Source organism: Pseudomonas sp. PAMC 25886 (assembly GCF_000242655.1).
In the GTDB taxonomy this organism is placed as follows: domain Bacteria; phylum Pseudomonadota; class Gammaproteobacteria; order Pseudomonadales; family Pseudomonadaceae; genus Aquipseudomonas.
The window spans coordinates 46573-70143 of record NZ_AHHC01000022.1 but is presented as its reverse complement, the minus strand read 5'-3'; the positions used below and the strand labels follow the sequence as shown (position 1 = coordinate 70143).

16 protein-coding genes are annotated in these 23571 nt (G+C 62.2%); 4 read left to right on the top strand and 12 right to left on the bottom strand.

What is annotated here, in order from left to right; all coding sequences use genetic code 11:
* Window positions 1-71: 71 nt before the first annotated feature.
* Window positions 72-269: a PA3496 family putative envelope integrity protein gene (locus MUM_RS1000000134710; protein WP_081480060.1), complete on the top strand. Its 198-nt coding sequence runs from the start codon at window positions 72-74 to the stop codon at window positions 267-269.
* On the opposite strand, the gene MUM_RS0106680 is transcribed toward MUM_RS1000000134710, so the two are convergent.
* On the bottom strand, window positions 199-1173 hold the full coding sequence (locus MUM_RS0106680) for a LysR family transcriptional regulator (protein ID WP_010168368.1): 975 nt from the start codon (window positions 1171-1173) through the stop codon (window positions 199-201). The genes MUM_RS1000000134710 and MUM_RS0106680 overlap by 71 nt on opposite strands.
* A 196-nt stretch (window positions 1174-1369) precedes the next feature.
* Here MUM_RS0106680 and MUM_RS0106675 point away from each other — a divergent pair, with 196 nt between their 5' ends.
* Together MUM_RS0106675 and oadA are read left to right on the top strand one after the other, a co-directional pair.
* A complete protein-coding gene (locus MUM_RS0106675; protein WP_003213442.1) occupies window positions 1370-2785 on the top strand; it encodes an acetyl-CoA carboxylase biotin carboxylase subunit in 1416 nt (471 codons plus the stop codon).
* A gap of 11 nt (window positions 2786-2796) precedes the next feature.
* Window positions 2797-4605: a sodium-extruding oxaloacetate decarboxylase subunit alpha gene (gene oadA, locus MUM_RS0106670; protein WP_010168367.1), complete on the top strand. Its 1809-nt coding sequence runs from the start codon at window positions 2797-2799 to the stop codon at window positions 4603-4605.
* A gap of 70 nt (window positions 4606-4675) precedes the next feature.
* On the opposite strand, the gene MUM_RS0106665 is transcribed toward oadA, so the two are convergent.
* The 5 genes from MUM_RS0106665 to MUM_RS0106645 all read right to left on the bottom strand — a co-directional run bounded on the left by MUM_RS0106665 (window position 4676) and on the right by MUM_RS0106645 (window position 11022).
* Window positions 4676-5980, bottom strand: coding sequence for an autotransporter outer membrane beta-barrel domain-containing protein (locus tag MUM_RS0106665; RefSeq protein ID WP_010168366.1), 1305 nt, complete (start codon window positions 5978-5980; stop codon window positions 4676-4678).
* A gap of 111 nt (window positions 5981-6091) precedes the next feature.
* A complete protein-coding gene (locus tag MUM_RS0106660; RefSeq protein ID WP_010168365.1) occupies window positions 6092-9064 on the bottom strand; it encodes an autotransporter outer membrane beta-barrel domain-containing protein in 2973 nt (990 codons plus the stop codon).
* Window positions 9065-9261: 197 nt separating this feature from the next.
* Window positions 9262-9933, bottom strand: a complete 672-nt coding sequence (locus MUM_RS0106655; protein ID WP_010168359.1) for a GNAT family N-acetyltransferase — start codon at window positions 9931-9933, stop codon at window positions 9262-9264.
* Window positions 9934-9943: 10 nt separating this feature from the next.
* The gene (locus tag MUM_RS0106650) at window positions 9944-10390 is read right to left on the bottom strand and encodes a GNAT family N-acetyltransferase (RefSeq protein ID WP_010168357.1); all 447 of its coding nucleotides are present in this window, start codon (window positions 10388-10390) and stop codon (window positions 9944-9946) included.
* Entirely contained in the window at window positions 10387-11022 is a 636-nt protein-coding gene (locus MUM_RS0106645; protein WP_010168355.1) for an FMN-binding negative transcriptional regulator, read from the bottom strand. Before MUM_RS0106645 ends, MUM_RS0106650 begins: the two co-directional genes overlap by 4 nt.
* Before the next feature lie 104 nt (window positions 11023-11126).
* Between MUM_RS0106645 and pdxR the strand changes: the two genes are divergently transcribed.
* On the top strand, window positions 11127-12674 hold the full coding sequence (pdxR, locus tag MUM_RS0106640; RefSeq protein ID WP_010168353.1) for a MocR-like pyridoxine biosynthesis transcription factor PdxR: 1548 nt from the start codon (window positions 11127-11129) through the stop codon (window positions 12672-12674).
* A gap of 6 nt (window positions 12675-12680) precedes the next feature.
* On the opposite strand, the gene MUM_RS0106635 is transcribed toward pdxR, so the two are convergent.
* From MUM_RS0106635 to MUM_RS0106610, 6 genes are all read right to left on the bottom strand, one after another.
* Entirely contained in the window at window positions 12681-17324 is a 4644-nt protein-coding gene (locus MUM_RS0106635; RefSeq protein ID WP_010168352.1) for a dermonecrotic toxin domain-containing protein, read from the bottom strand.
* Window positions 17325-17449: 125 nt separating this feature from the next.
* Entirely contained in the window at window positions 17450-18541 is a 1092-nt protein-coding gene (locus MUM_RS0106630; RefSeq protein WP_010168351.1) for a polyamine ABC transporter substrate-binding protein, read from the bottom strand.
* The gene (locus MUM_RS0106625; RefSeq protein WP_010168350.1) at window positions 18538-19572 is read right to left on the bottom strand and encodes a histone deacetylase family protein; all 1035 of its coding nucleotides are present in this window, start codon (window positions 19570-19572) and stop codon (window positions 18538-18540) included. Before MUM_RS0106625 ends, MUM_RS0106630 begins: the two co-directional genes overlap by 4 nt.
* A gap of 133 nt (window positions 19573-19705) precedes the next feature.
* A complete protein-coding gene (locus MUM_RS0106620; RefSeq protein ID WP_010168349.1) occupies window positions 19706-20698 on the bottom strand; it encodes an AraC family transcriptional regulator in 993 nt (330 codons plus the stop codon).
* Window positions 20699-20748: 50 nt separating this feature from the next.
* Window positions 20749-21735: an asparaginase gene (locus tag MUM_RS0106615; protein ID WP_010168348.1), complete on the bottom strand. Its 987-nt coding sequence runs from the start codon at window positions 21733-21735 to the stop codon at window positions 20749-20751.
* An 86-nt stretch (window positions 21736-21821) separates the two neighbouring features.
* Window positions 21822-23273: an alanine/glycine:cation symporter family protein gene (locus MUM_RS0106610; RefSeq protein WP_010168342.1), complete on the bottom strand. Its 1452-nt coding sequence runs from the start codon at window positions 23271-23273 to the stop codon at window positions 21822-21824.
* Between the last annotated feature and the right edge of the window lie 298 nt (window positions 23274-23571).

Below are 23571 nucleotides of genomic sequence, written 5' to 3'. Positions count from 1 at the left end.
TCCCCGCGCCGCCAAACCGTCATCGCCCAGGCCCATCCTGAACTCCCCGTACTCGCATTGGGAGACTCGAAATGGCTCGGCAATACGAAGAAAGCAACAGCACCGTCAAGACCCGTCGCCAACAGGAAGACCAGCGCCGCATGGCCTTCCGTCGTGCAATTGAAGACCGCTGCGACCAGCGTCAATTGCAGCAGAGCATCAGTGACTTTCCGGAACTCCATTGGCAGGCACCCGCGGCTGCCCAGCGAAGCGCTCAGCCAGCGCGCTGATCTGCAACCGCTCGCTGCGGATAAAGCCCAGGAACGCATGGGCCACCGGTGACAAGCGCTTGGCCTTGGCCTGCACCAGGCACCAACTGCGGTACAGCGGCAGTTCTTCCACCGGCAGCTCCCTGAGCCCGCCGGTGGCCAGTTCCAGGTTGACCGCGTGGCGCGTCAGCAGCGCCACGCCCAACCCGGCGGTCACGCACTCGCGCTGCGCTTCGGCCGAAGACACTTCCACCGTCTGAGTGAAGTGCACACGCTTTTCCTTGAAGTACTCCTCGCACGCCATTCGCGTCCCGGAACCCGGCTCGCGCAACAGCAGCGTGTAAGGCTCCAGGTCCTGCAAGCGCAATGGCCCTTGATGACTCAACGGATGATCGTGGGGCGCCACAGCGACGATCGGGTTGTTCAGGAACGGCAGGAATTCCAGGCCCATATCCTGGGGCACCATTGACATGATCACCAGGTCATCCCGGTTGTCCGAGAGCCGGCGAATCACCTGGGCGCGGTTGACCACCGTCAGGTGCAGGTTGACCTCCGGGTGCTGGCGATTGAAGGCGGCAAACAGGTGCGGCACGAAGTACTTGGCGCTGGACTCCACCGCCAGTTTCAGCTGGCCTTGCAGCGAGCCCTGCATGTCGGAGAGCTGCATGTCGAGGTTTTCCAGGCGCCCGAAAATATCCCGGCTGGCCCGTTGCAGGGCTTCGGCCGCTTCAGTCATATAGAGCTTTTTGCCGACGTAATCGAACAACGGCTGGCCAAGCAGCTCTTCCAGCTGTTTGATTTGTAGGCTAACGGCCGGTTGCGTGAGTGACATTTCCTCGGCTGCGCGGCTGTAGGAACGCAAATCACAGACTTCATTGAAAATCTGCAATTGACGCAATGTCATACGCATCAATGACTTACGCATTATTAAAGCCTTCCCGCCAACCCCTGATGCGCTGACTATAAGTCTTTACTTATACACAGCCCAATTATTATTGATTTTTGTTAATCCCTGCGGGGGCATAGTGTGTGTCACGCGACTGCCATGAAACATTTGGTCACGCGCCGACCCGGTTCCATCGGGTCGAAGTAGGTAGCAATCGGCTCAAGGGAATTTCCAAGTGATAAAAAAGATCCTGATCGCCAACCGTGGTGAGATTGCCGTACGTATCGTGCGTGCCTGCGCCGAGATGGGCATTCGTTCGGTCGCGGTCTATTCCGATGCCGACCGCCATGCCCTGCATGTAAAGCGCGCAGATGAAGCCCACAGCATCGGTGCCGAGCCCTTGGCCGGTTACCTGAACCCGCGCAAGCTGGTGAACCTCGCGGTGGAAACCGGTTGCGACGCACTGCACCCTGGCTACGGCTTCCTCTCGGAAAACGCCGAGTTGGCAGACATTTGTGCCGAACGCGGGATCAAATTCATCGGCCCGTCGGCGGAAGTGATTCGCCGCATGGGCGACAAGACCGAAGCCCGCCGCAGCATGATCAAGGCCGGCGTGCCGGTGACCCCGGGCACCGAAGGCAACGTTGCCGACATCGCCGAGGCGCTGACCGAAGGCGACCGTATCGGTTACCCGGTGATGCTCAAGGCCACTTCCGGTGGTGGCGGTCGCGGCATTCGTCGCTGCAACAGCCGTGAAGAACTCGAACAAGCCTTCCCTCGCGTGATTTCCGAAGCCACCAAGGCGTTCGGGTCGGCGGAAGTGTTCCTGGAAAAATGCATCGTCAATCCCAAGCACATCGAGGCGCAGATCCTCGGTGACAGCTTCGGCAACGTGGTGCATCTGTTCGAGCGCGATTGCTCGATCCAGCGCCGCAACCAGAAGCTGATCGAAATCGCCCCAAGCCCCCAGCTGACCCCGGAACAGCGCGCCTACATCGGCGACCTGTCGGTGCGCGCAGCCAAGGCCGTGGGCTACGAGAACGCCGGCACCGTGGAGTTCCTGCTCGCCGAGGGCGAGGTGTACTTCATGGAGATGAACACCCGGGTGCAGGTGGAACACACCATCACCGAAGAAATCACCGGCATCGACATTGTGCGTGAGCAGATCCGCATCGCGTCGGGCCTGCCACTGTCGGTCAAGCAGGAAGACATTCAGCACCGGGGTTTCGCGTTGCAGTTCCGCATCAACGCCGAAGACCCGAAGAACAACTTCCTGCCCAGTTTCGGCAAGATCACCCGTTACTACGCGCCCGGCGGTCCCGGCGTGCGTACCGACACGGCGATCTACACCGGCTACACCATCCCGCCGTTCTACGACTCGATGTGCCTGAAGCTGGTGGTGTGGGCGTTGACCTGGGAAGAGGCCATGGACCGTGGCCTGCGCGCCCTGGACGACATGCGTCTGCAAGGCGTGAAGACCACCGCCGCCTATTACCAGGAAATCCTGCGCAACCCGGAATTCCGCAGTGGCCAGTTCAACACCAGTTTCGTGGAAAGCCACCCTGAGCTGACCAACTACTCGATCAAGCGCAAACCCGAAGAGCTGGCCCTGGCCATCGCCGCCGCCATCGCCGCCCACGCAGGCCTGTGAGGAATATAAGAATGAGCAAGAAGATCTTCGTAACCGACACCATCCTGCGCGACGCCCACCAATCGTTGCTGGCGACCCGCATGCGTACCGACGACATGCTGCCGATCTGCGACAAGCTCGACAAAGTCGGCTACTGGTCCCTGGAAGTCTGGGGCGGCGCGACCTTCGACGCCTGCGTACGCTTCCTGAAAGAAGACCCGTGGGAGCGCCTGCGCAAACTGCGTGCGGCACTGCCTAACACGCGTCTGCAAATGCTGCTGCGTGGCCAGAACCTGCTGGGCTACCGCCACTACAGCGACGACGTGGTCAAAGCCTTCGTCGCCAAGGCCGCCGTCAACGGTATCGACGTGTTCCGCATCTTCGACGCCATGAACGACGTGCGTAACCTGCGAGTGGCCATCGAAGCGGTAAAAGCCGCCGGCAAACACGCCCAGGGCACCATTGCCTACACCACCAGCCCGGTGCACACCATCGAGGCGTTTGTGGCTCAGGCCAAACAAATGGAAGCCATGGGTTGCGACTCGGTGGCGATCAAGGACATGGCCGGCCTGTTGACCCCGTACGCCACCGGCGAACTGGTCAAGGCGCTGAAGGCCGAGCAAAGCCTGCCGATCTTCATCCACTCCCACGACACCGCCGGCCTGGCGTCGATGTGCCAACTCAAGGCCGTCGAGAACGGTGCCGACCATATCGACACCGCCATCTCCAGCTTCGCCTGGGGCACCAGCCACCCGGGCACCGAGTCGATGGTTGCAGCCCTTAAAGGCAGCGAATTCGACACCGGCCTCAGCCTGGAACTGCTGCAGGAAATCGGCCTGTACTTCTACGCCGTGCGCAAGAAGTACCACCAGTTCGAAAGTGAATTCACCGCCGTCGACACCCGCGTGCAAGTCAACCAGGTACCGGGCGGGATGATTTCCAACCTGGCCAACCAGTTGAAAGAGCAGGGCGCGCTGAACCGCATGAGCGAAGTGCTGGCGGAAATCCCGCGGGTGCGTGAAGACCTCGGCTTCCCGCCGCTGGTGACTCCGACTTCGCAGATCGTCGGCACTCAGGCGTTCTTCAACGTGCTGGCCGGCGAGCGCTACAAGACCATCACCAACGAAGTGAAGCTGTACCTGCAAGGCGGCTACGGCAAGGCGCCGGGCACCGTGAATGAAAAACTGCGCCGCCAGGCCATCGGCAGCGAAGAGGTGATCGACGTTCGCCCGGCTGACCTGCTGAAGCCGGAAATGACCAAGTTGCGCGGGGAAATCGGCGCGTTGGCCAAGTCCGAAGAAGACGTGCTGACCTACGCGATGTTCCCGGACATCGGGCGCAAGTTCCTCGAAGAACGTGACGCCGGCACCTTGAGCCCTGAAGTGCTGTTGCCGATTCCTGAAGCCGGCGGCGTGGCCCGCGCCGGTGGTGAAGGCGTGCCAACCGAGTTCGTGATCGACGTGCACGGCGAAAGCTACCGCGTGGACATCACCGGTGTTGGCGTCAAGGCCGAAGGCAAGCGCCACTTCTACCTGTCCATCGACGGCATGCCGGAAGAAGTGGTGTTCGAACCACTCAACGAGTTCGTCAGCAGCGGCGGCAGCAAGCGCAAGCACGCCACTGCGCCAGGCCATGTCAGCACGGCGATGCCGGGCAACATCGTCGACGTGCTGGTCAAGGAAGGCGACGTGGTGAAAGCCGGCCAGGCCGTGTTGATCACTGAAGCGATGAAGATGGAGACCGAAGTGCAGGCGGCCATCGCCGGCAAGGTCACCGCCGTTCACGTGGCCAAGGGCGACCGGGTCAACCCGGGCGAGATCCTGATTGAAATCGAAGGCTGAGTAACAGCCTTCGAAACTACCGCTTAATCCTCGGGGGGGCATGTGCCCCCTTTTTTTTCGCCTGCACGAATCAGAAGGCCAGGGTCCATTGGCCAGTCAGCCCTTGGTTGCGACTGTTGCTGCCAGCCTCGAAGGCGTAGGTCAGGCCCACGGTGTGTTGCGGCGACAGCACGAGGTCCAGCCCGGTGTGCAAGGCCAGGCTGTCACGGTCCAGGGCGGTGCCTTCAACCGTGAAGTCACTGTTGAACCCCGGTCGTTTTACCCAGGCGGAAGAGTGGCGCACGCTGCTGTCCACGTCGCCATAGAGATGCTTCCAGCGGGTGCTCAGGTGGGGTTTGAGGGCCATGTCGTTGTCCAGGGTGTAGACGCTGGCCAGACGCACACCGAAGGTGCTGCTGAAGTTTTCCTGGGTCTGGGCGCCGACGTTCAGCGCGGTGAAACCGCCTTTTTCCTTGTAGCGGTCGCGGTGGTAACGCTGATACCCGACGCCGCCAAAAGGTTCGACACTGAAGCTGCCCGCGTTCACCTGATAGCCCATCTCGGCAAAAGCGTTTTGGCTCTGGGCGTTGTATTTGCCGGTGGACTGCTCGCGGTGATCAATAAAATCAAAGTCCACGGTGCGTTTGTTCTTGCCCGCATGGCTGCTGTAGATCGCACCCAGGCGCAGTGCCAGCGGCCCGTCCTGGCGCACGGCGTACCCGCCCAGGTGCCAGCTGTCCAGTTCGCCCTTGAAGCGGTTGGCGCTCAGTTCGCTGGTGGACTTGGCAGCCATCACGCCCACCCGCCAGGCAGGGTCCACGGCCCAGTCGGTACCCAGCACCAGGCCTTGGGTGCGTTGCTGCAAACCGAGGCTGCCGTGCTGCCCTTCGAGGTTGCCGGCATTGCCCAGGCCCTGGAGCCAGAAGCGGCCATGGCCCGGCGTATCGCGGTCGTCGCTCACCTGGCGCATGGCTGAAAGCAGGCTGGCGTTCAGCTGTTCCATGCTGTTTTGAGTGGCGCTGGCCAGGTTGGCATTCTGGCTGCCCGCCAGTTGCTCAAGCACCGCACCCACACGCCCTGGCTGCAGGTTGCCCAGCTCCCGGCCATAGTTTTCAAGTTGGTATTCTTCCCATTTGCTCAGTTCGCCCGATGCCAGCAGCGTATCCACGGCGTTATCCAGCACCTGGGCAACGTGCTGGCCATTACGGGTGGTTGCGTGGTCGGCGAAGTAAAAGTCCTCGCTCGGCTTGGCCGGAGCGGGGGGCTTGTGGCTGGGGGCCTGGATAAGCCACTCACTGTCTGGCTCGATCACTGCTCGTGCCTGGGCGTATTGGAGGCTGGTGGCACCCATCGTGAGGGTGATCGCGAGCGCGAGTTGTTTCTTGATGAACGGCATATGAACCCGACTTCATTGATGAATGAGGCCGGGAATTTAGCGAGGTGAAGGGCAGATAAATGTCAGGCTACCGACCCTTCGTATGCGGGAGAAGTCTCTAGTGGGCGGCGATTAAAAACTCATCTGCCATTGCCCGATCAGCCCGTGATTGCGGCTATTACTGCCGATTTCACCGGTATAGCCCACACCCACCGTATGGCGGGCCGACAGGCCTACATCCAGTCCGGCCTCCAACAGCAGGCTGTCGCGGTCCAGAGCGCTGCCTTCGACATTGAACGCCGTGCCACCCATCAGGAAAGCCTGGCGTGTGCTGCTGTCCACATCACCGTAGGTGTGTTTCCAGCCGGCACTGACCCGTGGCGTGAGGCTGACGCCGTTGTCCAGTTGGCTCAGGTGGGCCAGTCGCAGGCCGAAGGTGCTGCTGAAATTGTCCTGGGTCTGCCCATCGACATGCAGGGCGGCGGCACCGCCTTTTTCGTTGTAGCTGTCGCGGTGGTAGCGCTGGTAGCCGAGGTTGGCGAACGGTTCGGCACTCAAGCGCCCACTGCCCATGGCGTAGCCCAGTTCGGCAAAGGCTTGCTGGCTGTTGGCTTCGTAGTCGCCTTTTAGGCGGTCACTGAAACCGTCGAAGGCCACGGTGCGCTTGCTGTCGCCTTGGTGCCCGCTGTACGCGGCGCCCAGGCGCAAGGCCAGTGGGCCGCTTTGACGCATGGCGTAGATGCCCGCGTGCCAGCTGTCGACGCTGCCGTCGACGCCGGTGGTGTCCAGGTCGGTCTTCGAATAACCGCCCAGCACGCCTACGCGCCAGTCGCTGTCCACGGCCCAATCGGCGCCCAGTACGCTGCCCTTGGTGCGCTGGGTCAGGCCGTTGGTGCCGTGGTCGCCGTCGAGCTTGCCGTAGCTGCCGATGCCTTGCAGCCACAGGCGGCCGCGAGCGTTGGGGTCGTTGAGGTTGCGCGCCTCGGCGGGTACGCCGGTAGCGGCTAATGCGGGTGTGTCTTGTTGATCAAGGCCAACGAGCAACCCGGCACCGCCGCCCAATTGATGCATGGCGCTCAGCATGCTGCTGCCGACCTGGGCGCTGGCGCCGAGGGTGGCGCTGGTCAGGTTGGCGGTGCTGCTGCCCGCGAGTTGCTCGATGGCGGCACCGGCGCTGCTGTTGGTGGTGTTGAGCAGGGCGTTATACAGCGTGTTGTTCTTGCCCAGGCTCGCCAGGGCGTTGGCGGCGCTGGTGCCGTTGCCGGTGTTGGCGAACTGATTGAAGGCCACGTCGTTGCGGGTATAAGTCAGGCCCACCTGAGTGGGGCTGTAATCCAGGGTCGGGGTGAGGAAGGCGTAGTCGCTGGTGACCTTGCCGAACGTGCCGTTGATACTGCCGGCTTGCAGCACCGTGTAGTGGCTCTGCCACGGGTAGGTGCCGGTGCCGGGATTGATCGCCAGGGTCGCGCCATTCAGGTAGGCGGTGCCACCGACCTGGACCGGTGCGCTGCTGCCGTCGGCATTCACGCCATAGGCCAGGGTCGAGCCGCTGGTCATGGTCAGGTCGCGGGTGATAGTGGCGGTGCCGAGCGCCGTGTTGGTCTGCAAGGTGCCTTTGACCAACAGGCTGCCGACGCTGCCGCCACCGGCATAGATACCGCCGTCATCGACGGTCAGGTTGCCGGCGATCCCACCCTGGTTGATCAGCTTGGCGCCGCTGAAAATCTCGCCGCCGTCGCTGAAGTCGCCGCTGCCGGTGAGGGTCCAGGTGCCTTGCTTGACGTCCAGCCATTCGAAGTTGCGACTGTCGCCAAAGCTGCCGCCGGTGGCGTCGTCCATGGTCAGGCGGTCGTAGCCGGTGCCGCCGTCCACCACACCCACAAAGCGGCTGCCGCCGAGCAGGGTCAGCGTGTCATTGCCACCGCCCAAATCCAGGGCCAGGCCGTTGCTGCCGCTGATCAAGCCGGCGTTGACCACCGTGTCGGCAAATTCGCCGACGAACTTCACGCCGAAGCCGTTCAGGCCCTGGATGGTGCCGTGGTTGATCAGGGTAGTCGCGGCAAGTCCCGGGCCGTCGCTGCCATCGTCCACCAGTACGGCGTTATTGGCGCCGCTCACCAGCGCGCCCGCACCGTTGAACACGTAGCCACCGCCGAGGGCGATGCCTTCGCTGCCGTTGGCAAAACCGTTCTTGTCGACGCCACCGGCGCCCACACCCTGGATGATCCCGTAGTTTTCGATGTGGGCGATCTTGTCGATGTCCACGCCGTCACCGTCGCCATCGGGTTGCAGCCCGGAGTAGGCACCCGTGATGGTGCCGTAGTTGATCACCGTGCCGTCGCCGTCGGAGCCAAAGCCCGAGCCGTTGCGGCCGATCACCGTGCCGTAGTTGGTCAGCGTGGCGCCCAGGTCGGTGGTGATGCCGTGGCGCCCGCCGGAAATCAGGCCGTAGTTGGTGACCGTCACCCCGGTGGCGGAGTCGATGTCGACACCGTCGAACTTGTCATCGCGCGAGTGGGTATCGCCGGTGGAAATCTCGCCGTAGTTGGTGATGGTGGCGTTGGCACCGGTCTTCATGCCGTCGCTGGCATCGCCGCGAATCAACCCGCCGAGGCGGTTGATGATAGTGGTCGTGACGTTGGGGCTGCGGATCGCATCCAGGTCCAGCCCTTGGCCAGTGGTGGAGCGAATGGTGCCGCTGTTGTCGATCAACAAGCTGCCGCTGGCGAAGTTGCTGTCGATGCGCAGCGCGTCGTTGGCCCCCTGGATCACCCCGCCGGCACGGTTGTAGAGGGTGTAATTGCGCGTGCCGGTGAGGTCACCGTTGCTGTCGATGGCGCGGCCGCCGGTGGAAGTGATTTTGCCGGAGTTGTCGATCACCACGCCGGCACCGCTGGTGCTGCCCGCCAGGGTAACGGCGACTTTGGAGGTGGTGATGCTGCCCGGCGCCGAAATCGTCAGCGAGTCGCTGCCACCCAGGGTTTGCCCGGTGGTGGTCGGGGTGTCGATCTGCAGGGTTTTGGGCGGAGCGGGGGCTGCGTCAGCAAAGCCGCTGCTTACCAGCAGGCCAAGGGTGAGTGCGAGGCGCTGAGGTGACGGGGGCATGGCGGGCGACCTTGTTTTTAGAAAGAGTCGACCTGTATAGCGGAGGTTTTTTACAGAATGATGGCGGGGAGGTGACAGCAGGCAGTGTTGGCCGGGCTTGCCCGCGATGGGGGTGTGTCAGTCGACATATTCATCGTCTGAACCACCGCCATCGCGGGTAAGCCCGGCTCCTACAGGGATGGGTGGTGTTTACAGATTCAGGCTCGGCACTCCACCAGCGTCTTCAGTTGGCCCGAACCTGCCTGGTTTTCATCCGATAACCAGCGCTCAAACCCTGCTCCAATCGCCGGCCATTCCCCATCCAGGATCGAATACCACGCCGTGTCGCGGTTCTTTCCTTTCACTACGGTGTGTTGGCGAAACACGCCTTCAAAACTGAATCCCAATCGCTCTGCCGCGTTTTTGGAGCGGGCGTTGGCGTTGTTGCACTTCCACTCCAGCCGGCGATTGCCCAGCTCAAACGAATGCTTGGCCAGCAGGTACACCGCTTCGGTGCTTTTCGGCGAGCGTTGCATCGGTGCACCGAAGGTCACGTGGCCGATTTCGATGCGGCCCTGCTCGGGCACGATGGACATCAGGCTGAGAATGCCTTGCACGTCGCCGCTGGCCTTGTCGATCACGCTGAAGAAGTACGGGTCGTTGTGGGTCGCATGGTTGTTCAGCCAGGCATCGAAGGCGGCGCGCTCGGGGAACGGGCCGTAAGGCAAATAGTCCCACAACTTCGGATCAGCACCGGGGCCTTGCAGGGCGTTGAACAGGTCATCGCCATGGCGGGCCGGGTCGAGTTTTTCCAGGCGCACGAAGCGCCCTTCGATAAGGGTGACGGTGGGCGCCGGAACGCCTTTCCAATCGGCCAATGATGTCGACATGCTGCTCTCCTTAAAGACCTTTGCGAAACTGGATAAAGCCGGGGCGTTCGGCAATGCGTTCGTACAGGTGGATGGCGGTGGCATTGGTCTCGTGGGTTAGCCAGTGGACCTTGCAGCAACCGTCCGCCTTGGCGGTGGCGTAGACGAATTCGATCAGTTTGCGACCCACCCCGGTGCCGCGCTGGGCCGGGTCTACCAGCAAATCCTGCAGGTAGCAGGAGTTCTCGATGCTCCAATTGGAACGGTGGTAGATGAAGTTGACCATACCCACGGCCTTGCCGTCCTGCCAGGCCAGGGCCGAATGGGTGGGCTCATTGGCGTCGATCAGGCGTTGCCAGGTGTTCTGGCTGACGGCGTCCGGCAACTCGGTATTGTAGAAGCGCAGGTAGGCCTGCCACAGGGGCAGCCACGCGGCGTGGTCGGCGGCAGTGACTGGGCGGATCTCGATCTGGCTCATGTTGGCTCCTTGGGAATAAAGCGGGCGAGGGTCTGGTCGCGTACGTCGGTGCTGGCCGCCAGTCCTTCGCGAACACCGGCAATGTCGGCGGCACTGCGGTTCTGGCTGAGTTTGCGCTTGCCTTCCAGGCGCTGGATCGGCAGGGCAAAGCCGACAATGGCCTTGAGCATGCCGTCGATGTAGTCGGCCGGGGCGTCGCTGACTTTCCATGGCTGGGTGCGCGGGGATTCGTGGCGGTCCGTCAGGGCGGTGACCAGGCTGAGCAGGCGGTCGGCGTCGGTGAAGACGTCGGCGGTGCCGTAGGCGTGTACCGCGATGTAGTTCCAGGTCGGCACGACTTTGCCGTGTTCGGCCTTGGCCGGGTAAAACGCCGGGCTGATGTAGGCCTCGGCGCCGGCAAAAATCACCAGGGCCTCGCTGCCATTCTGCAAGTCTTGCCACTGCCGGTTGGCTTTGGCCAGGTGCCCGTACAGCGTGCCGTTGGGGCCTTCGTCGGGATTCAGCAGCAGCGGCAAGTGACTGGCCTGCAGGCCTTGCTCGCCAAAGGTGATCAACTGCGCCAGGCGGGTGTGGCGGATCAGTTGCTGGATTTCGGGCAAGTCATCGAGGGCAAAGGCGCGTGGTGTGTACATGAAGATTTTCCTTGGCGAATGCCTGCATCCTAGGCAGGCTATTGGTTCGATGTAAGAGCCATCTGTGCTCCATTTCATAGGTCCAATTTGCCGGAGCGTGTGCCATGCCCCCGTTAGAGCCGCCGCTGTCGTTCAACCCTGCCGGCATCGAGCTGGACCGCCGCCACGGCCTCACGCGCCAGCTGTACCAGGCCCTGCGCCAGCGGGTACTGGACGGGCGGCTGGTCAGTGGCACCCGGCTGCCGGCCAGCCGTGACCTGGCAGCGGCGCTGTCGATTTCCCGTAACAGCGTGGTTCGCGCCTACGATCAGCTGTATGCCGAAGGCTTCATCGAAGGGCGGGTGGGCGATGGCACCTATGTGGCGCAACTGCCGCAGACACCCCTCTGCTCCAAAAAACTATCCACAAAAGTATCCACAGGGTTATCAACAGGCTTATCCACAGGTTTATCCACAAAATGCCCGGATTTACCTGTAATTTCATCCAGTCAAGTTATCCACAGTGCGGCCCTGGGGCGGGTAGAAAACAACCATTTGCCGTTGCCGCCGACCGGTCCTCCGCGGGCGTTTCGCGTGGGTATTCCGGCGTTCGACCTGTTTCCCTTCGACGTCTGGGCCAAGCTGAATGCGGCTTTCTGGCGCAAGCCGGACCTGCAGCAGCTGTGTTATGGCGACCCGGCAGGGGATGAGCGCTTGCGGGGGCTGATCGCTGCCTATTTGCGCAGTTCCCGGGGCATGCACTGCACGGCTGAACAAATAGTGATCACCAGCGGCGCGCAGCAGGCAATCAGCCTTTGTGCACAGCTGCTGGTGGCGCCGGGGGATGGGGTGGCGGTGGAAAACCCGGGTTACCGTGCGGCAGGCCATGCGTTCGCACTTGCCGGGGCAAAACTCCACGGGGTGGCCGTGGACAGTGAAGGCATTGATTGCTCGGCGCTGAACGCCATCGACAGTTGCCGCCTGGCCTATGTCACGCCCTCGCACCAATACCCGATGGGCGTGGTCATGAGCCTGGCCCGGCGCCTGGAATTGCTGGCCTGGGCCGAACGCACCGGCGGCTGGATCATCGAGGACGACTACGACGGCGAATACCGCTACAGCGGCGCGCCGTTGGCGCCTCTGGCGGCGCTGGATCGCAGTGGGCGAGTGCTCTATGTCGGCACGTTCGGCAAGGTCGCGTTTCCGGCGTTGCGCCTGGGTTACCTGGTGCTGCCGATGGCACTGGTGCAGCCCTTCGCCCGGCGTCGGGCGGTGGATGTGCGCCATTCCGAGGTCAGCACCCAGGCGGTGATGGCCGAGTTCATGGCTTCCGGGCACTTCCAGCGGCATGTGCGGCGCATGCGTCGCGCCGCCTTGAGCCGGCGCAACGCGTTACTGGCCGAATGGCCACAGGGTGTCGACGGTGTGGGCAGCGTGCCAGCGGTGGCGGCGGGGCTGCATTTGACGATACCGGTGCAAGGGCTGGAGCGCGAGCAGGCATTGATCGCGAAAGCGGCTGGCGTCGGGGTGGAAATCAACGGCCTGAGCAATTATTGGTTGCCGGATTCCGTCACGCCGCAGGATCGGCGTGCCGGCCTGGTGTTGGGCTTCGCGGCCGTGCCCGAGGCGCAGATCAGCCAGGCGCTGGCACGGTTGCGCCTGGCCTGGCAATAACCCGGCTCAGGTGGCGGGCGCGGGGGCCTTGCCCAAGAACAGTGACCGGGCCAGGTGCGGGCCGATTTTGGCGCGATAGATGGCCCGGCGTAGCTGTACGGACATGCCTTCATATTCTTCGAAGGCGCCCCCTAGCCGACGTTGTTCCGGGGTTTTCAGGTGGGCCACAATGTATGCCTCGTTGGGCGCATTCAGGCTTGCGTAGTGAAAGTGGGCATACCACAGCGCCCGGCTGGTTTTCTGGTCGCGTATCTCGTACTCCTGCATGAAATCCTTTTTCGGGCCTTTGAGCCTCCGGCGAACACCTGACGCATGAATGGTCACCTCTCCTTCGGTGGACAACAGTTCTATATGGGCGGCCGTGGGCAGGCGATTCTTGAGCATGTCGAGCCTGACGCGCCGACCTGTGCGGTAGAGCTTTTTCACGGCCTCATCAAGTTGTCGGTTCATCGCTTCGGAGGCGATATTGTCGGTTTCGTTAGTGGCGTTGGCGGCTTGCTCGACGACGCGCTTGGCCTGTTCCAGGGTTTGCGCCCGGCGCTCGAATTTTTCCTCGATCTCCACCGGCAGCCGTTGGGGTTGGTCAGCCTTTGCGGTGGTACGCTCGATAAAAGCATCGACATCGTCCAGCAATGCCTGGGCCTCTTTCAGGCTGTTGGGCACGCTTACGGCAGGTGCACGAGTGGCGGGCGGGGACGGGTGCGCGTGTTCTACCCAGTTGCCTGAATCCTTTTTGTGAAAGGTGGCAATGACCTTATGGGTCAGGGGTTCCTTGATGTCTACAAAGTCGGGATCGTTTTCGCGAGGTTCACCGACGACCACACCCTTGAAGCGAGTCTTGATGACCGTCTTTTTGGGCCGGGCAGATGCGCTTGATGACGCGCCTGCCTCGGCTCTGGCGTCCTTGGCTTTGCGTTCCCGCAGCGCAGAGCTCAGAGACTGCATGGCCCGTTGGGCGTACTCGTCGATCTGTTTGCGCAGGTCCTCCACCGAATCCTTCACTATCAGCTCGGGGTATTCGCCTGGCAGATCCAGCAGATTCTGGTTGATCAAGGTGAATTGATCGGCGACGTCATCCAGCGCCTCGATGTGCGCGTCCAGGTCGAGTTCAGCCCGCGTCTCCACCAGCTCACGGGAACTCTGGACGGTGAGTTGGGCGGCCTGGACAATGTCGTTGATGCTGTTGCGCGCCTCAGTCATGTCTGCGGTGCTGTTCTCCTGGAGGCACAGGGTGCGAGCGAGTGAAATACGGAAACCCTTCAAGTCATCCAGGTCAAACTGCGGCAGGTTTTCGCGGGTGCGCAGTTCCAGCTTTACCCCCTCGGCGCCCAGTTCCCTGAGGTATTTGAAGCGCGAACGAACGTACTCCAGCTGGGTGATCATATTCAGGGTTTTATCGGCCACGCGCCGACGGGCGAAGACCTCCTGCGGGTCACTGTCCATACCCTGTCCGCTGGCGGCCAGGTCTTTTTGGAAATCCGTCACTTGTTCGTTGATGCCGGCTTGCGCAATGAGCAACTGGCTTTCCAGGTAGTTGAGCATGCGTTTCGAATAGTCCGGCACAGCGTCGAGCAGGTTCAATGACTTCAGTTGGGCGATCGGTGCGTCGTACTCCCCCCGACGTTTATCCAGCGTGGCAATGAAGGTGGTGAGTGCGCTGGCGGACGTGCCGGGTGATGCGGCTCTGCTGACGCTACGGGCGGCCTCAAGCGCGGCACTTTCTTTGGCTTCCTGGCGGTCGAACGCCTCCAGTTGTTCACGCAGCCCGGTAATCGTGACGGGTTTGAGCCGCTGGCCTTTCTTCATCCGGCTGCGAAACCCTGCGCCGCGCAGGCGCAGGCGTGTATCGATAAACCATTGGCCCACGCGGTTGTTGACCAACACCGGGCCCAGGCGCTCGGGCTGTTTGGCGTCGATGATCATCACCGTATCGTTTTCGTCCACTTGTACCTTGAACCAGCGTTCGCCCACCGGCGCATACCACTGATCATTGAGCGGGTAGAGGTGCTGGTGCGAGCCAGGCTGGGTTTGCTGCGCGCCCAGTGTTTCGGGGCGCGTGACGCTGAAGCTGTCGAGGGTCTTTTTCAGGCTCAACGGCTTGCGGGTCAAGGCGCCGAGGGTGTGCAGCGAAAGCTCGTGGCCGCCGGGCAGGTCGGGTGTCTGGATATCCGGTAGCTGAGTCGTGGGCAGTTGGCTTGCCGTTTCGGTCGTGGGGAATGTTTCCGGAGCGCCCACGACGGGTTTCTCGGCCCGCACAGCTGACGGCTGACGGCTGGCCAGGTGCAACGCCAGGGCCATGCCCAGGTTGAGGAAAATGTCGGTCAAGGCGGACCATTTGGCCTCGCTGTCGCCACGTTCGCTGGCGTCGATGGCTTCCTGCACGTCATTGATCAGTTGGCCGATCCAGGCCGCAGTGCCAACGGTTTTGCCCAAAAAGGGCAGGGCGGCATTGAAGATCGTCCAGCCGGCCCGTTTGAAACTTTCCCAGCGGGATTCTGCATTGGACACTGACTGCTTGTCGGCGAGGTCCACCAGTGCCTTCGCGTTGGCGGTGAACAGCGCCGCCAAATCGTCGTCGTGGAGGGTCTGGCTGCCGAGAATGACCGGCCCGGTCATGCTCAACGCCAGCCACGGCTCTACCACCAGCGCGGACAAGGTCCTGGGCGAAGCAAGGAGGGCGCCGGGAAACACAAACTGTGCGTAGTCGGAACGCACGCTGTCGGGTAGCCAGGCCAACACCGACTCGCGCAGTTCGGTGGATTGTTTGATGGCGTAAATCAGGTTGTTCGGTGAGGCGAACTGCATCAACTGTCTCGTGGCCTGGGGGCGATACAAGAGGCAGGGGCCGTTGGCCGGGTTCTGCGGGCCTATGACGAACATGTTGCTGACCTGATCGGCGGCCTGGCTGGTGCGGCGCGTGGGAATAAACGCCAGGGGCCGAATGACCACGGTGTAGCCGTTCACGCGGCGCAGGTTGGGGTCGGATGCCATGGCCGCGCAGACATAACGGTAGCCTTGCTCATCCACACCGTACTGGCTGCGAATCTTGTATTGCAGCGCCAGCAACGGCAGTTGCAGGCGCAGTTGATCGGTATAGAGGGTTTGCCGCGCCAGTGACTGCACCGGGTCGTCGAGCAGGGTGGTTTTGACCAGCTTGGGATATTGATCGCCAATGTTCACTTGGGTGATCAGGTCTTGCAGGTACGTCACGCTCATCCAGCTCGGCAGGCTACGACCATCGTTGTACTGCGCGACCTTGTTGCCCAACGGCAGCGCGATCAGGTTTTGCAGGGCCAGTTCTTCGAGGCTGAAGGTGACGGTGCTGGTCAGGCCGGGGGCGGTGAATAACCCCCAGACGACCTGGCTGGTCACGGTAATTTGCACGAGCCTGAGCTTGAGCATCAGTTGCTGGCTGAGTTGAGTACCATTTGCCACCAGGCCCAGGTCGGTTTTCTGGGCGGGTGTCAGGGTCTTGGCCATGGCGTCGGCGATGGCCTGCAGGGCGTAGTCGCCAATCAGCGGAATGCTGTCCTGGTAGGTTTTATTGCCGGTGCGGTTATTGAGTGCGGCGATATCGAACAGGTAGCGGCTATAGCGGGACAGGTCGGCAGAGCTTGCGGTGTTCAACCAATCGGGCAGGGCATCGCTGATTTTTTCCAGCTTGTCCCTGTCGTCCGACGACAACTGCCCTAACTCCAGTTGCCCACGCTCGGCGATCTCATCGTTGGTCCCCAGGGACGGGGTCCCCGGAGCGATTCTGCCAATGGCATCGAGTTGCAGGCCGATAAGGGCGCAGGCCTGGTACTCGAAAAAATCCCCCTGGGGTTCGTAGAGCCGCCATTGCAGCGCTTTATCCTCGGGGTTGGTCGCTTGCAGGACCAGCGCCTTGCCCAGGTCGTCCAGGCTGTCGAACGGTTGGTACCCGTTGGCAATTGAGTACGTGAGGATCATCGTGTGTTGGTCATGGGTGCCGATCAGGATGGCGAGCGCGGCGAGGCTGATGTGTCGGGTATGGGGACCTTGGTCGATATCGATGTCGATCAGGTAGGCCCGGGTGCGGTATTTGTCATTGGGCAGGCGCACGGCGTAATCCGGGTACAGGAATACGTTCTTCGCCATGGCACATTCGTCCTCGCCCCAACCCACGGAGTCCTTGATATCCCAGGCATTGCGCAAGGCGTTGGCGAAGGCCTGCCAGCGAGTGCCCCGGGGGCCATCGGTCTGGTTCCAGAACTCCAGTTGTTGTTCCTGATACGCGATGAACAGCAGCGGAGCACATTCATTGATCAGCCGGGCGATGGCGTCGATACGCACCGGCAGGTGGATGTCCGGGCCGCTGGCGGCGCGGTCGGTCAGGTAGTGCTCACCGTCGATGTACACCACTGGTTTGTTGGAAACGGCGCGCCGTGCGAGTGCGCCGGTGACCGACTCGTGATGAGGCAAGCCGGGCACGACCTGGTCATTGACGATTAACCAGACTGGCGAGACGACAACGGCCAGGTCCGGGTCGATATCCAGTTCGGGATACAGCTCCTTCAACGCCGGCCGCAAAATTTTTGCAGCCACTTCGCGGATGGACGGGCCGGTGGTCAATTGGGTCAGCAGCGAATTGCCGTTGAGGGATTCTAATTCGGTGGAGGGCTGAGGCATGCAGACATTCCTTGCTGGCAGAAGAGCGATCGGAGTGCCAGAAAGTAGCGGTGCCTGCCGGGGGGCGGGTGGTAGTTAACTGTGCAACGTGTGGCGAGGGACCCATTGCCCTCGCCACAGGTGCGTCAGGTCCCGGATTTGATCTTGGTCCAGGCCCGGGTGCGGGCGCGCTCGGCATCACGGCCCAGGGGTTTCAGGGTGTAGAGCGTGGCCATGGCCGCTTCGGTGGGGTACAGGTTGGGGTTGTTGCGAATCGCCGGGTCCACCAGGTTGGTGGCGTCCTTGTTGGGGTTGGGGTAGCCGACAAAGTCGCTGATCGGCGCAATCACCCCGGGTTGCAGCAAGTAGTTGATGAAGGTGTAGGCGTCCTCCGGGTCTTTGGCACCTTTGGGAATTGCGAGCATGTCGAACCAGATCGGCGCGCCTTCCTTGGGCAGGCGCATGTCCACGGTCACGCCGTTCTTCGCTTCTTTGGCGCGGTTGGCGGCCTGGGAGAAGCTGCCGGAATAACCGACTGCCACACAGATGTCACCGTTGGCGATGTCCGCCATGTATTTGGAGGAGTGGAAGTAGGTGATGTACGGACGGATCTTCATCAGCAAGGCTTCGGCTTTCACGTAGTCCTTGGGGTCGCTGCTGTTGGGGTCCAGCCCGAGGTGTTGCAGGGCCAGCGGCAGAATTTCCGACGGTGAGTCCAGCAGGGCCACGCCGCACTGTTTGAGCTTGCTGATGTTCTCTTCGTTGAAGATCAGGTCCCAGCTGTCCACCGGTGCATTGGCGCCCAGCGCAGCCTTGACCTTGTCCGGGTTGAAGCCGATCAGGATGGTGCCGTACATGTAAGGCACGGCGAATTTATTGCCGGGATCGTTGGCCTCGATCAGCTTCATCAGCTTGGGATCGAGGTGGTTCCAGTTGGGCAGCTTGCTGCGGTCCAGGGGCTGGAACACCGAGGCTTCGATCTGCTTGGCCAGGAACACGTTGGACGGCACCACCACGTCGTAGCCGGAGTTACCGGTGAGCAGCTTGGCTTCCAGGGCTTCGTTGGTGTCGAAGATGTCGTAGACCAGTTTGATCTTCGGGTTCTGGGCCTTGAAGTCTTCCAGGGCCTTGGGGGTGATGTAGTCGAACCAGTTGTAGACCCGCAAGGTGGTTTCTTCGGCGTGTGCCACGCCGCTGAACACTGCGGCGCACAGGACCAGATGCTTGAGCATGTTCATGATGCTGCCCCCTCAAAACCTTCCAGAACGTTGACGGCGTTGATGCCGATTTCTTCGACGGCGTAACCGCCTTCCATCACAAACAGGGTCGGCTTGCCCAGTTGGGCGATGCGGGCGCCCATGGCGAGGTAGTCCGGGCTGTCGAGCTTGAACTGCGAGATGGGGTCGTCCTTGAACGTGTCGACGCCCAAAGACACCACCACGACGTCGGCGCCATAGCGCTGGATCTCATTGCAGGCCTGCTCCAGCGCCGCGCTCCAGGTAGCCCAGCCCGAACCGGCTGGCAGCGGATAGTTGAAGTTGAACCCTTCACCCGGGCCTTCCCCCAGTTCATCGGCATAACCGAGGAAGAACGGAAACTCCGCTTCCGGGTGGCCGTGAATCGAGGTGAACAGCACATCGCTGCGCTCATAGAAAATCGATTGGGTGCCGTTGCCGTGGTGGTAATCCACGTCAAGGATCGCGACTTTCCGGTGACCCTGATCGAGAAACGCCTGGGCGGCGATGGCGGCGTTATTGAGGTAGCAATAGCCGCCCATCAAGTCACTGGCAGCGTGATGGCCGGGCGGTCGACACAGCGCGAACGCACTGCGGGCGCCTTGCTGGATGGCCTGTTGGGCGGTCAGTGCAACCTGCGCTGCGCTGTAGGCCGCTTGCCAGGTGCCGGCGGTAATGGGCGCGCCGCCGTCGAAGCTGTAATAGCCGAGTTGGCCGTGCAGGCTGGTGGGGATCACCTTGCGCAAGGTGCGGGCGGGCCAGGTGTAGGGCAGCAAGTCGCCGTCCTGGTTGAATGCGGTCCAGCGTTGCCAGGCGCCCTTGAAGAAGTCCAGGTAGGCCGCGCTGTGAATGCGTTGCAGTGGCACCAGGCCAAAATCCACGGGCGCGTGCACCGGGCCCAGTTCGCGGTCCTTGACCCGTTGCAGCACATGGTCGGCGCGGGAGGGCATTTCAAAGCAGGGCATCAGTTGCCCGTCCATCAGTTCGCAGCGGCCGTGGTGCAGGTGGTGATCGTCCGAGTAGATCGTCAGCATATTGTTGTTCTCCGCAGGCTGTATCGGTGCAGGCAGTCTTGCGGCGGGCGGGGTTTATGAGAACGGCAGGAGCGGCCAAAAGGGGATAAATACGGCCAATGTGTGTGACCGCAATTCGCCCCTCAATAGGGCGTCATGCGCGAAATTGGCTCGGCGCCACGCCGCTCCAGCGCACAAACGCGTGGCGGAAACTTGCGGTTTCGCTAAACCCCAGTGCTTCGGCAATCCGGTAGATCGGCAGCTCGTCCTCGCCCAGCAACTGCTTGGCCCGCTCGAAGCGTAGCTCGTCGAGCAGTTCCTGGTAGCTGCAACCCTGGTCGTGCAGGTGCCGGCGCAAGGTGCGGGCCGAGCAGTTCATCTGTTGGGCCAACCCCTCAAGGCCCGGCGCCGCCTGCAATTGGCTGGCGAGCACTTGGCGAATCCGGCCCAGCCACGCCTGGCGCCCGGTGAACTCCAGGTTCTGCTTGCGGCAACGCTCGGCCATGGCCTGGTGGGTGACGGCGTCGGCCAGGGGTAACGGCTGGTCCAGCCAGTGCTTGTCGAACGCAAAGGCATTGGCGGTGGCTTGAAACTGCAACGGGCAGTCGAAGCGCTCGCGGTAACGTGCCTGATAGTCCGGCGCGTCGTATTCAAAGCGCGCACCGCGCAATGGCAGCGGATGGCCGAGCAGGTCGTCGCAGATGACTTTCAATGAGACCAGGCAGAACTCGACGTTGAAGGTTTCCAGCGCCGGGTTCTCCCGATAATCACTGGCGCTGAACCAGATGCGCTCGCCGTCCTCCACCAGGCTCAGCTCGAAAAGTGTTCCCAACAGCGCCGGATAACGCAGGGCCAAACGTAAAGCGTCACCGAAGGTGGCACTGGTGAGCAGGGCGTAGCCGAGCATGCCGTAGGACGAAACGTGCATGCGCCGGCCCAGTTCCAGGCCGATATCCCGCTGCAGCGCCACGGCGTTGGCACACACGCGCATCTCCTGGTTGGTGGTGATGCGCGTGTCGGCACGGCTCAAGTCCGCCGGGCAGATGCCGCTGCCTTCGAGCAACGCGTCGCCGGGCAGGCCCTGGTCCTTGAAGGTGCCAAGCACCAGGGAGACGGCGTTGAGGGTGGTGAGGTGGGAGTGCAGCATGGGTGCTTCCAGCCAGGGGATGGCTGGAAGCGGAGCAAGTTATATGCCGGTCAGCTCAGCTCGCCACACAGGTCGAGCTCCACCAGGCGCCGGATTTCGGCATTCCCCAGTCCGGCGCCGATCAGCGCATTGAGCTTGCCGAATGCCGCTTCGCGGGTCATGCCGCCGCCCGACAACACGCCCACGCCGCGCAAGCGGCTGCCGGCTTCGTACACATCCAGCTCTACGCCGCCTTCATGGCACTGGGTAATCGCGACGACGACCACGCCCTGGTCCTGCGCGCGCTGGAGGCTGGCAAGGAACTCGGGGTTGTCGCTGGGGCCAGTGCCGCTGCCGAAGCATTCCAGCACCAGCGCTTGAATACCGCTGTCGATCAACGCGTCCAATTGCGCGGCGGCGATGCCCGGCACCAGTGGCAGCACACCCACATTGGCCAGCGCCTTGGCCTGGCGGTAATGCAGCGCCGCCGGAACCAACTCGGCTTGGGCGACGCCGCCGTTACGCTGCAACGCGGCAAACGGGTGGCGACCAAAACTGCGGATTTTCGCGCAACGGGTCGGGGCCATCAGTGCACCGTGGAAGTACAGTTGTACGCCAGGCGCCAGGCCTTCGCCGAGGGCAGCCAGCGCACCGCTGACGTTTTCCCAGGCATCGCTGTCGGGTACGCCGGCGGGCAGCATCGAGCCGGTAAACAGCACCGGCGCTGGCAAGCCCAGCAGCTGGAAGCTCATGGCCGCCGCGCTGTAGGCCAGGGTGTCGGTGCCGTGCAGGATCAGCACCGCGTCGCAGCCTGCATCTACCGCTTCGATCACCGCCACACGCAAGCGCTGCCAGTAGGCGGGCGTCATGTTAGCGCTGTCGATCAGCGGGGACATTTCCCGGAAGCGCCAGGCAGGGACGTTGATATGGGGTTGGCTGGCGAGGAACTCGCTCATGCGCGCCTCGAAACCCGAAGCGGGTGCCAGGCCGTTGGCGCTGGCCTGCATGCCGATGGTGCCACCGGTGTAGAGCACCATGATGTTAGTAGCTGGGGACATCGAAGAATCTCCTGAACGAAAAACGCCGCCGGGCCCAGAGCATGCCCAAGGCCGGGCGGCGTGTCATCTATCTAGGCGTGCGACGCTTAGCGCTGCGCTTGAGCGTTCAGCTCTGCCGTTGCTTGAGCGGCAGGTTCCGGCTTCACCGGATTGGCCGGCCAGGCTTTGCGGTCCAGGTCCAGGTCCGGGAATTTGCTGGAGTCGAACACCGGCGTCTTGATGCCCGCCGCGCGCTGGTTGTCGTAGTCGTTCAGGATGCGCATGGCGATCTTGAACAGGAACGCCAGGGCGAACAGGTTGACGAACGCCAGCATGGTCATGGTGATGTCGGCGAAGGCAAACACGGTGCTCAGGTTCTCGATGGAACCCCAGAAAATCAGCACCAGCACCAGCGCGCGGTAGCCCATCAACACCTTGCGGTTGTCGCCCACAATGAAGCGCAGGTTGCTCTCGCCGAGGTAGTAGTTGTACATGATCGAGGTGAACACGAACAACGCCAGGGCCACCGAGATGAACATCCGGCCCCAGTCACCGACCACGGCCGCCAGGGAGTTCTGGGTCAGGGCAATGCCGTCGCCTTCGAAGCCCGGGGTGTAGAAACCGGAAAGCAGGATCAGCAACGCGGTGCAGGTGCAGATCACGAAGGTGTCGAGGAACACGCTGAACGCTTGCACCACGCCTTGGGCGATCGGGTGTTCAACCGAGGCCACTGCGGCCACGTTAGGCGCACTGCCCAGGCCGGCTTCGTTGGCGAACACGCCGCGTTTCACGCCCATGATGATCGCGCTGCCCACCAGGCCACCGAAGGCTTGGTCGAGGCCGAAAGCGCTCTTGACGATGGTCGCGAGCATGGCCGGCACGTGGTCGAATTGCAGCACGATCACGTACAGGGTCACGGCGATGTAGACCAGGGTCTTGACCGGTACCAGCAGGTCGGCGATCGAGGCGATACGCTTGATCCCGCCGATGAACACCAGGCCCAGCAGCACGGCCAGGGCCAGGCCGGTGTAGGTGGTGTCCAGGCCAAACGCATTGTTCAGCGAGTGAGTCACGGCGTGGGCTTGCAGACCGTTGAAGGCGAAACCGAAGGTCACCAGCAGCAGGAACGCCATCACCATGCCCAGCCAGCGTTTTTGCAGGCCGTGCTGAATGTAGTAAGCCGGGCCGCCACGGTAGGTGCCTTCAGCGTCGGTGCGCTTGTAGAGTTGGCCGAGGGAGCACTCGATAAAGCTCGAAGACATGCCCACCAGTGCGGTAACCCACATCCAGAACACGGCGCCCGGGCCACCCAGGGTCACGGCAATGCCGACGCCTGCGATGTTGCCGGCACCGACGCGCCCGGCGAGGCTGAGCATCAGCGCCTGGAACGAGCTGAGTTGGCCGGTGCTGCTTTTCAGGCTGTCGCGAAACACCGAAAACATGTGGAAAAAATGACGCAACTGAACGAAACGCGAGCGGATCGTGAAGTAACCACCGAGCCCGACAATGAGCACGATCAATACTTTCCCTGAGAGGAAGTCGTTGATGACTTCTAGCATGGAGTGTTCCTCGCTGATTTTTCTAATGGCAAACGCAGGACGGTCCGACGCATCGTTTAGCACCAGGCAGTGCACGACGCTTCGACCCCAATCCTTTTGCGGGTGTTGTTATTCATGCGGTTTCGCGCTTCCCAGGGTCTCGTTACCGACGACCGCTGACGCGAAGAGGGGCGGCACTATACCTAGGAGTGTGTGATCCGTCTGCACGAGGCGATTAAAGGTTTCAGCCAAGGCGTTACGGGCAAGGCGGGTTTGTGGGGCGATCTTGGAGTTTTTATTGGCGTCATTTCACAACCTT

Excerpts from the sequence above, each read along its gene's own strand:
- MUM_RS1000000134710 (WP_081480060.1), top strand. The coding sequence starts at position 72 with ATGGCTCGGCAATACGAAGAAAGCAACAGCACCGTCAAGACCCGTCGC.
- MUM_RS0106680 (WP_010168368.1), bottom strand. The coding sequence starts at position 1,173 with ATGCGTAAGTCATTGATGCGTATGACATTGCGTCAATTGCAGATTTTC.
- oadA (WP_010168367.1), top strand. The coding sequence starts at position 2,797 with ATGAGCAAGAAGATCTTCGTAACCGACACCATCCTGCGCGACGCCCAC.
- MUM_RS0106665 (WP_010168366.1), bottom strand. The coding sequence starts at position 5,980 with ATGCCGTTCATCAAGAAACAACTCGCGCTCGCGATCACCCTCACGATG.
- MUM_RS0106660 (WP_010168365.1), bottom strand. The coding sequence starts at position 9,064 with ATGCCCCCGTCACCTCAGCGCCTCGCACTCACCCTTGGCCTGCTGGTA.
- MUM_RS0106655 (WP_010168359.1), bottom strand. The coding sequence starts at position 9,933 with ATGTCGACATCATTGGCCGATTGGAAAGGCGTTCCGGCGCCCACCGTC.
- MUM_RS0106650 (WP_010168357.1), bottom strand. The coding sequence starts at position 10,390 with ATGAGCCAGATCGAGATCCGCCCAGTCACTGCCGCCGACCACGCCGCG.
- MUM_RS0106645 (WP_010168355.1), bottom strand. The coding sequence starts at position 11,022 with ATGTACACACCACGCGCCTTTGCCCTCGATGACTTGCCCGAAATCCAG.
- pdxR (WP_010168353.1), top strand. The coding sequence starts at position 11,127 with ATGCCCCCGTTAGAGCCGCCGCTGTCGTTCAACCCTGCCGGCATCGAG.
- MUM_RS0106635 (WP_010168352.1), bottom strand. The coding sequence starts at position 17,324 with ATGCCTCAGCCCTCCACCGAATTAGAATCCCTCAACGGCAATTCGCTG.
- MUM_RS0106630 (WP_010168351.1), bottom strand. The coding sequence starts at position 18,541 with ATGAACATGCTCAAGCATCTGGTCCTGTGCGCCGCAGTGTTCAGCGGC.
- MUM_RS0106625 (WP_010168350.1), bottom strand. The coding sequence starts at position 19,572 with ATGCTGACGATCTACTCGGACGATCACCACCTGCACCACGGCCGCTGC.
- MUM_RS0106620 (WP_010168349.1), bottom strand. The coding sequence starts at position 20,698 with ATGCTGCACTCCCACCTCACCACCCTCAACGCCGTCTCCCTGGTGCTT.
- MUM_RS0106615 (WP_010168348.1), bottom strand. The coding sequence starts at position 21,735 with ATGTCCCCAGCTACTAACATCATGGTGCTCTACACCGGTGGCACCATC.
- MUM_RS0106610 (WP_010168342.1), bottom strand. The coding sequence starts at position 23,273 with ATGCTAGAAGTCATCAACGACTTCCTCTCAGGGAAAGTATTGATCGTG.